Here is a 12,952-nt window from a genome sequence, read left to right on the forward strand (position 1 = left end):
AAAGGGGATGAAAAATAGATTTAGCGGTTTACCGATCCTTTTCGGCAATCTTCGTCCACAGAAAATTACAGAATGCGCTACAGGCAACCAGCATAAATTTGGCATCAGCAAATGAGGGATGTTCTGATTCAGCGGTTAGCGCATGTCTGATACCACCGCTATCGCTGGTATAGCCGTAGAGGCTGGAAAACGCATTTTTCAGGCTAGGGTGCAGGCCGATAGAGGTTTCAATTTGTTTAAGGCTTTTGCCTAACGTACCTTTCTCGTCGCCAGAAATAGCGTTACACGCTGACTCAACGGCGGAAATCGACTCTTTGATTGAGTTGCGATAATCAGGCTGTTTACGGTCAGAAAGAAGCTCTAATGCTCGCTGAAGATGAAATTTCGTTGATTGGGAACCGTTGACTATTGCGCCTTCAACGGCCTCGATTTCTTGGTTATCAGTAATTTCAACAAACTCTTTTTCTATAATACGATAAGCTGCATTTTCTGTTTCAAGCGTAATGTTTAATTGTCTGATTAACGCTGGAGTCCAATCATCAGGTAGGTTTTTTAGTATAAATTCCACTAAATCATATACGTCATACCATTCGTCTTTAAAAATAATATCTCGCAAATTAGCGTAAACATCTTTTTGATTAGTATGGTTAGAGAGAAAACCCGGATAGACGTCTAAAGGCATTTTTAAGAAAGAAATCCATATATCTTCTGACAACGTGTTCAATATAGATGCACAATCTGGGCTTCCTTGCCATGTATCAAGTACATAAATTTGCAGAGCATTCCAAATCCCTGTTCGTAACTCATTATCTATAGACTCACGCTGAATTATTTTCTGCATAGGGCGGATTCCCATCCGCTGAGAAAATGACGGCATATACTCACCTGAAAAGTAGACAAGATTCAGTGAGTATGATGATTCGAGTTGCCGCCCTTGTCCATGATCTTACCACTGGCATCAATATCCCCCTGAACGCTGACATTGCCCTGAATTGTCGCCGCCGCACCGCTCCCGCCAGAACCCGCCATGCCACCCTGATAGGTTAACTTACCTTTTACTAATAGATTGCCCGTGACTTCCATTTCTGGCGCATCAATGGTGGCCCGTTGTGTTTTCACCGTGACATCCGTACCGCAGGCGATCACGATATGCTCAATGCCGCCGTTAATCGTCAACGTATGGGTTTGACGGTCATAGTAAAACGCGGCGCTGTCGGAATAGGTCACACCGCGTGCGTCCGGGTTATTGACTGGTGGCTTATCGACACTCGAATAGACCGCGCCCAGGATAACGCCATCCTCGCCATTTTCATCCAGCAACACGACAACCTGCTCACCTACGTCGGGCAACCAGTAGTCCTTATTGTTCTGGGTATTGTGCTGCAGGACATCAAGCCAATTGGTGCGCATATTATCGCATTCGGGCAGGCGAACGCGGGCGCGGACGCTCTGAGGGTCAACGGCGCTGACGGTGCCCACCTGTCGTGATACGCTCATTTTTTCTTTTCCTTCACGGTCGTTGTCGTAGTGGTCGTGCCATCCGCTTTGTAAACCGTCAGCGTCTGCGTTTTCTTCTTTTTCTTGCCATTGGTCTCCGGGCCACGAGCAACTTCCAGTTCGGTCACGTAACCGCTGCTGCGATCAAACGAATGCCGGGCGCTGGTAATAAGCCACTGCCCGGATAATTGACCAAATTTCACCAGCGCTATTTTGTTGCCAGCAGTGAGTTGCGGCGTTCCTATTACCGTCAGTGAACCGGTCTGCTGATATTCGTTATGTGAATCCAGCGCAGCATCGGCTTTGAGCTGCGCACTGTCTTTGTCCGCTGAGCGGCTAGTGACCTTGAGCGTATCCGCACTGGTGGTTTTGCCACTCTCTTTTACCGTGTCTGTCGTCGCACTCCCATCGGAATGGTACGTCACCAGCTTTTTGTCACTGGCCTTTTGGTGCTTCAGCTTTGCCGACTTATAGACCTGGTTGATGGTGTCACGCAGAGAATAGCGGGCGACGTCGGCGGGCGATAACTGCTTAACGGGATCAAGCTGTCGTAAGGTGGCCAGATGGGAAAATATCAATTGGTCGCTGACAACCTTAACGGCATAGCCATAGTCGCTGGCCAGTCGCTTCAGGAAGCCGACATCGGTTTCCGCATACTGCGTGACACGATCGACCTTTATTGACTCAATACCGCCAACCAGTTTCAGGCTGTGCTTTTTTGCAATACGTCCCGCGATAGCGGCCAGCGTGGTATTTTCAAAACCACGGCTCGATTTGGTGCGCAGTGCAGTATTGACCGACGTGGCCACGCCGCGAATGGATACCGTTGACGGCGGCGCACTGACTTCGATCTCATCGATAGAAAACGTGCCGCAGGACAGCAGCTTCTCACCACGGTAACCGAGTTTCATCGTCAGCGTATCGCCTTTACCCGGATACCACTTATCCAGCCAGCGTTTGTCTGTGTCATCCAGTGTGACTTCAATAGTATCCGACTCCGATTTGATATTGTCGGTATAGCTGACGCGGGTGACGTAAGGTGCGATATCGTTGGTGATATCTTTTTTCAGATACCACAGAGTAAACACCGGCTGCAGGACTTCGGAGGTTCCCGGAGGCGGTGCTGTTTGTTGAGTTAACGTAGCCACGGCGCGACCTCCTCAGCGTTTTCTACTTCGTCCTGTTCAATCATTGGGATCAAGAGAACGATGCCGGACGGTAATGATGGCGTAACGGCCACATGCGGGTTCGCCATGATGATCCGGTCATAGCCCAACGGATCACCATAATAATGGTGTGACAGCGAATCCCACCGGTCACCCATTTTCGTCACATGCTCGATGTATCTCATGCTTTCCTCGCCACAATTGTCGATGTCATTTTACTGAGCGCCGGAGAGTTGTTTTTCAGCAGCACGCCAGCGGCATCAAACTGCCCGGAAACGGTATTCAATGCGGCGGCCAGATTGCGGCTGTCAACGCCTGCCAGTGATTGCCGTGCCGATGCCACAAACGTTGCAGCCTGACCTGTGTCACGTGCTAACCGCACCGCATCAGGAAACATGTCTTTGACGGCATTCAACGCCGGAATTGATGACATTAACGGCGCGGTCACACCGCCAATCTGCGACATCAGACCGGGAATGCGGGTTAGTGCAACCGTCGGATTGGTCGCCATCTTCTGCACCGCACGTACCGTACTGGCAGCGGTGGTGAGGGCAGACTGTGCTTTCTTCGCATAGCTCACGGCATCGCGTACTGATTGCGCCATGCCGCTGGGTTTGGTGACAGCGCTAGTGACAACGCCCGTTCCTGGAATGGCACTGTTAATCGCGGGTGGCGTGAGTGGGCTTTTCGGGTCGCCGATGTACTCGCGCAACGTCACTTCCGCCGTCATGGCCATCACGTTCCCAGACGAATCGGTCTGCTGGCTACTGGCCGTCACTGCCGTAATCACGAACCAGCCGCGATAATCGCCATTGCCGAATACCAGTGCCAGCGCCTGATGCGCCCGCATCGCGCGACGTAACCGCGACAGCTCGTTATCTGGGGTGCAATACAGGCTGTGGAATACCAGGCTAATGCGGAACTCATCGAGCTGTTCGCCGACAAACTGCAGTCCTGGCTTCCCCTCAATACGGCTGTGCTCGGCATAATCGACGCCGAACGTCGATTCAAAACCGTCCCAGTAGGTAATCAACTCAAACTCAATATCACCCAATACGGCAAACATCAGGCATACCCCCGGCGCTGCTGTTGCGCCACAATGCGCTCCATCATCTTCTCCAGTTCGTGCAGGGACAGATTCAGGGCGCTGGTAATTTCCGGCGTGGCAGGTGTTTTCTGCCCATTAAGGTAGATATTGGGGGAGAACGTGACATGGATACCGTTGTTGGCTCCATTGGGTATACCGCTATTGGCTGAGCCGCGGCGAACCGAGCCGTCAGCATTCAGTAACGGAATAGGGATATCGGGAACGTCCGGCGTCAACGCACCGGCTAACCGTTGCCCGGCTTTTACGGCCAGCGGTGTGGTGCGGCTAATCCCTATCGCCGCGCCTTGTGAGATATTATCGCCGAATGACGCAAAGACACGACTGGGGGAGTGAATACCTAATTTCTCGGCAAACCAGCCTTTAATATTATCGCCTAATTCACCGACGACCTTTTTTGCGCCTTCCCAGGCATTTCTAATACCGTTCACCAAACCGCTGATAATATTTGCGCCAAAGTCGGTAAACTTGCTTGGCATATCGATGCCGAAATACTTCATCACTTCAGCAAATACGGTGTAAAAAATACCGATGGGTGACCAGTTCAGAATCAACTTTGTTACGCCGCCAATGCCACCGCTAAATGCGGTTGTAATATCATTCCAGCGTGCACGGAACCAATTACTGATAGGTTCCCAGTAGCGATAAACCAAATAGGCCGCGACGGCGATCCCCGTCACCAATAGCCCAATCGGGTTCATCAATAATGCGCGGCCCATAATCATCACGGCACGACCCACTAACGTAATACCGCGCATTAAGCCGCCGCCGAGAATTCGTCCCAGCGACAGGGCACCACGGCCAAGTCGGGTAAACATTCCCAGCCATTGACGTGCGCGACCACCGGCCCCGAATGATGCCTGGAGCAATAGCCATTTGGATCGCAGTAGTGCTGCGCTTTTCCAGAGGTCAACAACAGGGGACAGCAGCAGATTTAAGCCCAGTTTGGTGCCGATAGCCGCTGCTTTAAAGGCCAGTAGCCCGGCTGCGGCCATCACCACGCCTTTCACAATTTCAGGGTTGGCGGCGATCCATTTCCCAGCCTGATCGATAAGCGGGATGATGGTTTCGCCCAGTGAGATTAGAGCTGGTTTTAATGACTCGCCAATGCCGATAGCCGCTTCATTCATACGTATTTGGGTTTGTCGCCAGCGAGCCTCTAACGTATCGTTCTGCTTGGTTGCGTCTTTATCCAGCGTTTGTTGGGATTCAGGGCTATTCATTTCCGTTTTGTTGGACTGATATTTCCCCCAATCCTGACGCATTGAAATCAAATGCTGGGCAGTCTGAATATCAGTAAAAATCTCTGCCATCCCGAATGACTCAAATAACTTTTGCTGCGCATCCTTATCACCGACTGCCCCTGCTTTCTGCCATTGTTCGACAAATGCCTTACCCTTGCCATCAATAAAGCGGTTGGCAATCATGAGTGAGGCTTCATATTGCGAGAATCCCTTTGCGACGTAATCCTGCATCGAGGCTTTATAGTTAATTCCGGCTTTCTCATACTTCTGAATGGTGTCGCTACGGTTCATTGCTGCCAGCCAGTTGGTCATATTCGTGACAGCTTCTTCCGCTGAGCCAGAGCCTTTTGCTACTTCCAGACTGGCGACAATCTGAGTAATTGCGTCTTTACCGACAATCCCCTTGGCTGCAAAAGACTTTGCTAGTCCTGGTAGCGCTTTTGCCATGTCTTTTAATTCAAACGATCCCAACTTTGCGCCAGTCGCGGCGATTGAAAATGCCTCTTCCATCTCTTTAGGGTCGGTGATCTGTAACGCAGAGCTGAAGGCATACGTCATCTTTGCCAGTTCAGTCATATCCCCCTTCGTTGCAGTGGCTGTTTTACCTAACATTCCGGCAAACTTTGCCGCTTCTACGGGGTTCATCCCATCCGCAACCAGTTGCCCAACGCCGCCCAGTAATGCTTCCTGTGTCTGGTTGACCTTCAATGCTGCTTGTCGAATCGCTGCCCCAATAGCTTGTTCCTGCGTTTTATCCAGATCGCCCGTCACTGCAATATCCCGTAGCCCGGACTCAAAGCTGGCGTATTGCTTCACCGAACTTACAATCGGTGACGCTACTGTACTGGCCACTGCATAGGTCTCGGCACCTTTGGCATAGAGCGCTATCCGGTTTGCCCGTGCCGCATCGCTGGTTGCCGCAGCTGCGGCGAGTCGATTTTGCTGGCGCTGCAGCTGCTCCATTGTTCGCCCTACACGTTGCAGGTCGCTGTTCAGCCGCTGACTGGCGCGTGAGCCGAGCTGGCCATAACGTTCAGTGGCCCGTGTAAGTGCATTTTGGCGCTCCTGCAGCCGGCGCGTAGTTTCGCCAATTGAATCCAGCGTGCGGCGGGTTCCCGTTACCGCACTGCGAAACGCGCCGGATATGGCCCCACCAATAATCACGCCTATGGAAAATTCTGTGGCCACGATTTATGATTCCTTTTAACGATGCGAAACAGGGATACGGATATGGAAAATGCGCTGATGGTATGTAAAGGACTGCTGATAACGGTATTTGGCGGGATATATATTTATCTGCTGGCAAAACTGGTTATCTATACCGTTAACAGCAGCAGTGAGCCGTTTGTCTGGGTGCTGATGATTGGCGGCGGTGCGGCATTATTATCGCTGGCAATGGCATTAGCAGCGTTTCTCCTGCAACCCGCCGTCTATTTGCTGGCCGCGATATTTGCGGGCGTCGGTGCCCTGATTAGTCGCTATCGCCGTTCTCACGTTTAATCTGTTCGCTGGCTGTTTCCAGCCAGCTCTCAAACTCATCCAGATCCAGCTCGTTCAGCTCACTCGGCTGAAACCTAAACCACCTCGCCAACAGCGCCTGCGCTTGAATCAGCGTCTTCGGATGATGCAACCACCCCTGTAAGGTGCTGAAATCGTTTTTGCAGCGCCAGATAGTCAGCTAAATCCATCCCGTCTAGGTCTTCAGGTGGCAGGCCACTGGCACGGGCAATCAGCAGGTCATCCCAGTCTTCGGCTTTATCACTGATTTTGCGCACGGCCTTGAGGTCTTTAACTTGCAGACGCCGCAGGGACAGGGACTCCAGTTTGACGCCGGCAGCGGTGGAGTAAGGGATCGATAACGAAAAGGTTTCAGACATAGTTATGCTCCTGACGAAATTAATGCGAATTAGCGTTCAGGGGCAGTATGGTGCGGGGCGGGGACAATCAATATTAATGGCAGTTAACGAAAAAAAGGAGGGCTAAGTTTCCCTCCTTATATAGATGAAGATTAACGCGATGACTTTAGCTTATAGCCTTCCAGTTCCCACAGTTTCTGAACGGCATCATTTTTGGCACGGGCGATGGCCAGCTCCTTTCCAATGTCAGCATCGAACAATTCAGGGGAAATGGTTGCACTAAAGCCCTGACCAACCATGAAGCCATTAGGTAATGATGCAATAGCAACGGTTACCGTTGTTCCAGGGAAATGGTGAGTCTGATAGTTCAGCGACTCTGTTAGCGCGTCCACGTCTCGTTTTTCAACCTTTGTTACTGTCACTGATTAGCCCCCGATATTCATGCGATAGTCCGTCAGTTGGTCGATGCCACCGACGCGGAAGATATTGGCCAGATAATCCAGCTCCAGCAGCTCTTCGCCGTCCAGTACCTGCTTCAGATAGGAACAGGTGAAGCTACTGGAGAACTCGGCGTTCTCATGCTGTTTGAAGGTTCCCAGCGGGTTCTTCTTGAACATGATGGTCATGTACGTCACCAGCGGGATTTCATCAATACGGCCCTGAGAACTATAGCGCTCGACGCTGGATCGGCACTGCAACGCCAGCGTCTTATACGGGTTCGCCGCACCGAGCATGGCGTCACGATAGAACGAGTTCCACTTGATCTCGCCTTCCAGTTTGTCGAACCCGGCAGGCAATTCAACCTTGCCCACCATCCCCAGTGCCTTATGCTCTTGCATCACCATGCTGACGTCCGGCAACTTTACTTCTTCAGCCCGCCCCAGCAGGTTCACCCCATCCAGATAGATATTGGCGTTGGTGATGCGGTTTACTTCAATCTTCCCAGCCATCAGCTATTGCCCTCCAGTGTGACCAGATATTCGGAGGTGATCTCCGTCTCGAACGTCAACCGCTCCAACGGCGGTGGCGGCGTGTATTTGTAGCTCAGCAACAGGTGGCCTGCTGCCAGCTCCGTTTCTTCATTGCGTGCTGGGTCATACCAGCATTTGAAGCCCAGCAGCGCACCATCACCAATCAGCTTGCGGCCATAGCCGTTCACCGATTCGGTCAACGCGTCGATCAGTGCCTGGGTGATCGGCATATCGATGTACTGCTGGCTGAAGTAGCGGATGGACTCATTGATGACATCACCGGTGCGGCGCACGCTCTCAAAGTTACGCATATGGGTAACGGTTGGCCATGCGGCGCAGCGGTTGCCCCACAGACGCAGCCCGGAGCCGTAGCTGTTGAACACCGTGGTAATGCCTTGTTCGTTCAGCAGGTTCACTTCACTGTTCGGGTCGTCGATCATCGCCGAGAGCTGACGCTCAACGCCGGTGATGCCCATCAGTTCCTGATTGGAAGACGACCACCAGAAGCCTCTCTCCAAATCGACTTTGGCACGTAATCCCGCCGCACGCTGCGACAGCGGCTCCAGCCGTTCGCTGTTGGTCTGTGCGTCATAGACTTTGACATGCGGATAGCACAGCCGCACGCGGTCTGAACTGGTATTGAAATTGATGCTGCCCGCAGGCCCTCGACCTGCCAGCACCTGCGCAAACGTGGTGCCAATTGGCGCATCGATATAGGTGATGGCATCCAGTTTGTCTGCCAGCGCAATCAGCTCCACACTGACGCTGTTCTGGGTACAGAACACTGGTGCAATGAGGATTTTGGCAAAGAAGCCGAACTGGTTATAGGTATCGTGCAGCAGCTTCATACCAGTACGGTTTCCCGCTGCATTGACCGCACCGATAATCTCTGCCGCCGTCACTTTCGTCGGGTCGGCATAATCGTAGCTGGCCAGTACCGCGTCATCTGTCGGGATGTTGCTGTTTAGCCGGGTAATCACACCGGTTTGCTCATCGAGCCGGTAGTCCGTGCCGTCAATATATGGCGTGGTTTCCAGCGACTGACGTAACACCAGTTTAGCGACCGCACGCTGTGCCAGTTGCGTTTTTCCTGTCGCGGCGGCAAACGTCACGCTGGCATTATCAACGTGGGTTTTATGCACGTCCGGGTCGAGTACATTAATCACCAGCACTGTTCCCGCGCCGTGGTCGTAAATCGCATCCAGCGCTTGCGGAATGGTGAAACCGCTGTACTGACTGCCGAACTGCGCCGCATCTTTCTCTGACAGGCACAGCGTAACGGTATTGACTGGCCCTGTGGGTGCCGTGCCGACCAGACCGATAACGGCGGACTTCACGGTTTTCACCGGACGTGCGCCGTTTTCCACCTCAGTGGTTTCGACGCCGTGTAAATAGTTAGCTGCCACTGATCACCTCCAATTTCTCTTCACTGACATTTTTACGGCGGGAGGCGGGTACGGTGGTGACATCCGGCTCGGCGTGTAAATGCTGCAACGCAACCAGCGTTTTCACGTAGTCGTGCGCCTCTGGAAGGTCAACGACGCTGTCTGGCCACAGCAGTACCTCGGTGCCGTCAGCAAGCGTGACGCCACTGGATGGACCGCTATAACGGTATTTCATGATTCACTTTCCTCATAATTGGCCTGGGACAGTAACGGCCCATCGGGTAAATCGGTGTCTTCCAACTGGATGGATTCGGTGGAGAAATCCAGCGCGTACTGCCACAGCCCGCCGACATTGCCCAGAAACACATCGCGTACCAGCCAGATTTTGCGGCGGCAGTTGGGCGGCTTGTAGCCACACAGCACCCGACGAACGATATCCAGCACCGCTACCGCACCATTTCGCCCGTTTAACTGACGGAAAACGACGGTCGTGTTCAGGGTGATCGTGTGGGACTGCATCACTGCGCCGATATCCTCCGGCTTGCCAAAGCGGGAACCGGCATAGCTCACCAGAATTGCCCCCACAGGATGATTGAGGCGGAAGTCGGCGGGCTTCTCCGGGAAATACTCAATCTGTAGATTGGGCAGTTTTTCCTTCAGACGGGCAACCACTGCTTCAATAACCGGATTGACGTCCATCAGTATTTCTCCAGCATGCCATTGTGGCCGCCAAAGGTTGCACGACGCGCCCGTACCCGAAACTCGCCAGACTCCGGCACATCCTGGCTGGTTGACGGCAGGCCCAGCGTCAGCTTCGCATCACGAATCGCTTCCAGTTGACGCGTGGCTGCTTTGTTGTCGTCTTTTACCGTATCTGGCATCGCCCCTTCCGGGCGACGGGCATACAACCGGTAACGGGTTAACGTGACCGCAATGTCACGCAGCACGGTGGGGATTTCAGCCAAAGGCAGGGTGTAACGTCCACGCAGATGGGCATCGATCAGCTCATCGGCATAGCGAATGCAACTGTCCACTACCGTGGTGTTAACCGGAGGTGGCGCATCAAATCCTACCGTTTCATTGGTCAACTGGATCAGCGTGGACTCTGGCACCTGTTCGAGTAAATCCGCCAACGTGCAGTACATGGTTATACCCCGCGCAGGATACGGATGATGTCGCCTTCGGCGAGGGCTGCATCCAGTGCAATGCCATTCGATACGCCCGCTTCCGTCAGCAGAACGGCACGGGCGGACTCGTCGGACTGGACAGATTTACCGCGCTCGATAGCCGCCCCGGCTTCTACGGCAACGATACCGAGCACATTAACCGGCACAGCGTCACCCGTTGCACCATCTACCTCTGCAACGCCCAATGCGACGGCACCCGCTAGACACGGAGCGTTATCTGCACCGACAAAATGCTGCTGTGCCAGGGCCGCGGTGGCCAGCACCGTGGTGGTCAGAATGACCTGTTGAGTGGCTCCCATAATGCCCCCGTTATTTCAGGATATTGGTGATGAGATACCCAGCATCGCCGCCAACCACTGCGACTTTGTAGATATCGGTGAAACGCGCGTAGGAGACTTTGCCGCCCAGCCCCGCATATTTGTCGGCAACCGGCATCCCTTTGCGACGGAAGGTGTAACCGAAAGACGGTTCGTTTTCGTCCGCGCTTTCCGTACCCGCCTGCGGTGGTGAAACGTAATGCAGCATCAGGTTGTCAGCCCAGACATCGATAGGGGCTTTCTTGGCGTCCTGGCTAGACACCGGCTCACCGATCACCACTTTTTGGATCTGGAAGATGTCTTGCAGGATTTCCGCTGTAATGCGTTTGCGCTCGTTAGCGCCAATTTGCGCCTGAATCGCTGGGTGATAGCGCAGCACTGACATGACACTGGCGCCCATCGTCATCAGGTTCGGCCGCAAACCTGTCGCATTACGAACCGCTTCGATCCCCGCTTCAATCAATGTGACCGGTTCACCTTTACCGTTTGCCCAACGCTCCGCAGCAGCCAGTGCTTTTTTAGAGTTAGCCAGGTAGACCTTCGGGTCTTGTGCCAAACGGGCGGCATACAGTTCACGCTTCAGATTGACGCCGCTGGTTGCGCGACGAATGGCTTTCGCTTCTTCGTTGAACAGCGACTCGGCCTGTTCGCGGTAATCGACCGGTGCGGCCAGATCGTGCTCGTTGAGCACCAAATCCATCGAACTAGACTTCTCACGTAGCAGAACATTACTTTCTGCACCGACGGCACGTTCGGTGTCATATTCAACGAATGCGCCTTTACCGAACAGCGGCACCACGATGCCTTCTTTCTCCACCTGAACGAGGGGGAAGATGTTTTCACCGATAAACGCAGCGTTTCGGTAACCCCGTGCCACACTGGTCAGCACCGGGTCAACGACGCGTTTACCCCTTAAATAATCAGACATGATGTCTCCTTTTCTTACGGTTACGGATTGCGGCGGTTACAGGCAGCGTGCGACGGCAGCGTCGTAGCTAATTCCTTCTTTCTTCGCCAGCGCCGTAGCTTTTTGGTGCAGAGCCAGGCGCTCAGGATCGGCTTCAGCAAATTCCGCCGACGTCGTGGTGAGATCGACGTTGACGCGGTCTTTGGTGGCGTGCTCACTGAAATCCAGTACAGGTGTAGTGCCGCCTAACAGTTCTTTAAACGCGCTGACCAGCGGCTTTTTCACCTCACCTTCAGCGAACTCAACCGGCTGCTCGCCTTTGGAGACTTCATCCAGTAGCGCGACGACAACGGCCTTTGCCGCTGGCACCAGACGGCCTTCCGTCACCAGTTTTTCAGCAAAGGCGACGTTGCCGGTATGCACCGTTTCCTGTCTCAGCTTCGCATCAGCAGCCAGTCGGCTGGCGGCGTCGGCCTTCAGACGAGTATTTTCGGCCTGTAAAGCATCAATCTCTTCTTTAGTCATAGAGGTGTCCTCCTGGGGGGATGTTGGGTTAACGGGAATGGGTTCATTAAATGCCGGGTCGGCTTGTACGGTTTTGTCCTCCCGCATCGCATCATCACGCAGCGTGTCGAGTTGCCACGACGGCAGGACGCTGTCGGCTTCTTCCATGCCAAATTTGCTGATGATGAGCTCACGCAGGCGGCTAAACAGGCTGGCGCTGGTCATCATTCCCCAGTCTGCGAACTCGACCACACCGTCTTCCTGTTCATTGAAGGCCACCTGCCGCAGCCCCTTAATCGACGGTGGCTGTGCGCCGAGGAACCCGACGTGGCGCAGATAGAGCGTGCCGGGCTTCGGGTTATTGGGCGAATCAGGCAGGTAGAACGAGGCGGAAACTTTCTTGTAACGACCCGCATCCACCAGTTCGGCGAACTGTGGATCGACCTGCTTAGGTTCAGCCAGCAGATCGCCACCGCTGGTTGACAGTGAGGCTACCCAGCCCCATGCTGGCGCATCCGCTTTAGGGTGGCCGATCACCATCGGTGCCTCATGCACTGCGGGGTCATACGCCGCCGCACACGCGGCCAAATCAGCAGGCGTGAACGGCAGTTTCGTGCCGTGCATATCGGTATGGGTGCCAGATTTAAAAATGTGGAGTGGCATAGTGCTGTCCCGGTTTGGAAAACTCAGGACAGTGTCAACGGAAGCAATAAAGTTGGCTGTTAACCCCCATTAAGAAAAACGGGGAGCAAAGCCGATTTGGTGTGGCGGGAATAGTGCGGCTGTAAAGCCTTTATAAAGGAATTTAAGCCA

General features: G+C 53.5%; 17 protein-coding genes. 1 reads left to right on the top strand and 16 read right to left on the bottom strand.

Annotated features, from left to right (window positions below; genetic code table 11):
• Nucleotides 1-28: 28 nt before the first annotated feature.
• From LCF41_RS06990 to LCF41_RS07015, 6 genes are read right to left on the bottom strand one after another with little or no spacing between them, the layout of a single operon-like run.
• Nucleotides 29-877 (bottom strand): AbiJ-NTD4 domain-containing protein, encoded by an 849-nt coding sequence (locus LCF41_RS06990; RefSeq protein ID WP_225087435.1) that lies wholly within the window; start codon nucleotides 875-877, stop codon nucleotides 29-31.
• A 26-nt stretch (nucleotides 878-903) separates the two neighbouring features.
• A complete protein-coding gene (locus LCF41_RS06995; RefSeq protein ID WP_225087436.1) occupies nucleotides 904-1,497 on the bottom strand; it encodes a phage baseplate assembly protein V in 594 nt (197 codons plus the stop codon).
• Nucleotides 1,494-2,645, bottom strand: coding sequence for a phage late control D family protein (locus tag LCF41_RS07000; RefSeq protein ID WP_225087437.1), 1,152 nt, complete (start codon nucleotides 2,643-2,645; stop codon nucleotides 1,494-1,496). Before LCF41_RS07000 ends, LCF41_RS06995 begins: the two co-directional genes overlap by 4 nt.
• Entirely contained in the window at nucleotides 2,633-2,848 is a 216-nt protein-coding gene (locus LCF41_RS07005) for a tail protein X (protein ID WP_225087438.1), read from the bottom strand. The genes LCF41_RS07000 and LCF41_RS07005 overlap by 13 nt, the downstream gene beginning before the upstream one ends.
• Entirely contained in the window at nucleotides 2,845-3,729 is an 885-nt protein-coding gene (locus LCF41_RS07010; protein WP_225087439.1) for a phage tail protein, read from the bottom strand. Before LCF41_RS07010 ends, LCF41_RS07005 begins: the two co-directional genes overlap by 4 nt.
• Nucleotides 3,729-6,200 carry a phage tail tape measure protein gene (locus tag LCF41_RS07015; RefSeq protein ID WP_225087440.1) on the bottom strand — a complete coding sequence of 824 codons (2,472 nt, stop codon included), beginning with the start codon at nucleotides 6,198-6,200 and terminating at the stop codon, nucleotides 3,729-3,731. The genes LCF41_RS07010 and LCF41_RS07015 overlap by 1 nt, the downstream gene beginning before the upstream one ends.
• A gap of 42 nt (nucleotides 6,201-6,242) precedes the next feature.
• Between LCF41_RS07015 and LCF41_RS07020 the strand changes: the two genes are divergently transcribed.
• Nucleotides 6,243-6,512: a hypothetical protein gene (locus LCF41_RS07020; RefSeq protein ID WP_161509613.1), complete on the top strand. Its 270-nt coding sequence runs from the start codon at nucleotides 6,243-6,245 to the stop codon at nucleotides 6,510-6,512.
• Between the two features lie 74 nt (nucleotides 6,513-6,586).
• Here LCF41_RS07020 and LCF41_RS07025 read toward each other — a convergent pair whose 3' ends face one another.
• The 10 genes from LCF41_RS07025 to LCF41_RS07070 form a co-directional block, all read right to left on the bottom strand.
• On the bottom strand, nucleotides 6,587-6,889 hold the full coding sequence (locus tag LCF41_RS07025) for a phage tail assembly protein (protein WP_080163278.1): 303 nt from the start codon (nucleotides 6,887-6,889) through the stop codon (nucleotides 6,587-6,589).
• A gap of 131 nt (nucleotides 6,890-7,020) precedes the next feature.
• A complete protein-coding gene (locus tag LCF41_RS07030; RefSeq protein WP_225087441.1) occupies nucleotides 7,021-7,290 on the bottom strand; it encodes a Gp49 family protein in 270 nt (89 codons plus the stop codon).
• Nucleotides 7,291-7,293: 3 nt separating this feature from the next.
• Nucleotides 7,294-7,818 carry a phage major tail tube protein gene (locus tag LCF41_RS07035; protein WP_011095230.1) on the bottom strand — a complete coding sequence of 175 codons (525 nt, stop codon included), beginning with the start codon at nucleotides 7,816-7,818 and terminating at the stop codon, nucleotides 7,294-7,296.
• Complete coding sequence (locus LCF41_RS07040; RefSeq protein ID WP_225087442.1) at nucleotides 7,818-9,245, bottom strand: phage tail sheath subtilisin-like domain-containing protein; 1,428 nt, start codon at nucleotides 9,243-9,245, stop codon at nucleotides 7,818-7,820. Before LCF41_RS07040 ends, LCF41_RS07035 begins: the two co-directional genes overlap by 1 nt.
• Nucleotides 9,235-9,462, bottom strand: coding sequence for a hypothetical protein (locus LCF41_RS07045; RefSeq protein ID WP_161510100.1), 228 nt, complete (start codon nucleotides 9,460-9,462; stop codon nucleotides 9,235-9,237). Before LCF41_RS07045 ends, LCF41_RS07040 begins: the two co-directional genes overlap by 11 nt.
• Complete coding sequence (locus LCF41_RS07050) at nucleotides 9,456-9,923, bottom strand: Gp37 family protein (RefSeq protein ID WP_161509611.1); 468 nt, start codon at nucleotides 9,921-9,923, stop codon at nucleotides 9,456-9,458. Before LCF41_RS07050 ends, LCF41_RS07045 begins: the two co-directional genes overlap by 7 nt.
• Complete coding sequence (locus LCF41_RS07055; protein WP_161509610.1) at nucleotides 9,923-10,369, bottom strand: gp436 family protein; 447 nt, start codon at nucleotides 10,367-10,369, stop codon at nucleotides 9,923-9,925. The genes LCF41_RS07050 and LCF41_RS07055 overlap by 1 nt, the downstream gene beginning before the upstream one ends.
• A gap of 2 nt (nucleotides 10,370-10,371) precedes the next feature.
• Entirely contained in the window at nucleotides 10,372-10,710 is a 339-nt protein-coding gene (locus tag LCF41_RS07060) for a capsid cement protein (RefSeq protein WP_161509609.1), read from the bottom strand.
• A 10-nt stretch (nucleotides 10,711-10,720) separates the two neighbouring features.
• Nucleotides 10,721-11,656 carry a hypothetical protein gene (locus LCF41_RS07065; protein ID WP_225087443.1) on the bottom strand — a complete coding sequence of 312 codons (936 nt, stop codon included), beginning with the start codon at nucleotides 11,654-11,656 and terminating at the stop codon, nucleotides 10,721-10,723.
• A gap of 36 nt (nucleotides 11,657-11,692) precedes the next feature.
• The gene (locus tag LCF41_RS07070) at nucleotides 11,693-12,802 is read right to left on the bottom strand and encodes a peptidase (protein ID WP_225087444.1); all 1,110 of its coding nucleotides are present in this window, start codon (nucleotides 12,800-12,802) and stop codon (nucleotides 11,693-11,695) included.
• Between the last annotated feature and the right edge of the window lie 150 nt (nucleotides 12,803-12,952).

The sequence above is a fragment of the Pectobacterium colocasium genome, from assembly GCF_020181655.1.
GTDB lineage: Bacteria > Pseudomonadota > Gammaproteobacteria > Enterobacterales > Enterobacteriaceae > Pectobacterium > Pectobacterium colocasium.

Excerpts from the sequence above, each read along its gene's own strand:
- LCF41_RS06990 (WP_225087435.1), bottom strand. The coding sequence starts at position 877 with ATGCCGTCATTTTCTCAGCGGATGGGAATCCGCCCTATGCAGAAAATA.
- LCF41_RS06995 (WP_225087436.1), bottom strand. The coding sequence starts at position 1,497 with ATGAGCGTATCACGACAGGTGGGCACCGTCAGCGCCGTTGACCCTCAG.
- LCF41_RS07005 (WP_225087438.1), bottom strand. The coding sequence starts at position 2,848 with ATGAGATACATCGAGCATGTGACGAAAATGGGTGACCGGTGGGATTCG.
- LCF41_RS07010 (WP_225087439.1), bottom strand. The coding sequence starts at position 3,729 with ATGTTTGCCGTATTGGGTGATATTGAGTTTGAGTTGATTACCTACTGG.
- LCF41_RS07020 (WP_161509613.1), top strand. The coding sequence starts at position 6,243 with ATGGAAAATGCGCTGATGGTATGTAAAGGACTGCTGATAACGGTATTT.
- LCF41_RS07025 (WP_080163278.1), bottom strand. The coding sequence starts at position 6,889 with ATGTCTGAAACCTTTTCGTTATCGATCCCTTACTCCACCGCTGCCGGC.
- LCF41_RS07035 (WP_011095230.1), bottom strand. The coding sequence starts at position 7,818 with ATGGCTGGGAAGATTGAAGTAAACCGCATCACCAACGCCAATATCTAT.
- LCF41_RS07050 (WP_161509611.1), bottom strand. The coding sequence starts at position 9,923 with ATGGACGTCAATCCGGTTATTGAAGCAGTGGTTGCCCGTCTGAAGGAA.
- LCF41_RS07055 (WP_161509610.1), bottom strand. The coding sequence starts at position 10,369 with ATGTACTGCACGTTGGCGGATTTACTCGAACAGGTGCCAGAGTCCACG.
- LCF41_RS07060 (WP_161509609.1), bottom strand. The coding sequence starts at position 10,710 with ATGGGAGCCACTCAACAGGTCATTCTGACCACCACGGTGCTGGCCACC.
- LCF41_RS07065 (WP_225087443.1), bottom strand. The coding sequence starts at position 11,656 with ATGTCTGATTATTTAAGGGGTAAACGCGTCGTTGACCCGGTGCTGACC.
- LCF41_RS07070 (WP_225087444.1), bottom strand. The coding sequence starts at position 12,802 with ATGCCACTCCACATTTTTAAATCTGGCACCCATACCGATATGCACGGC.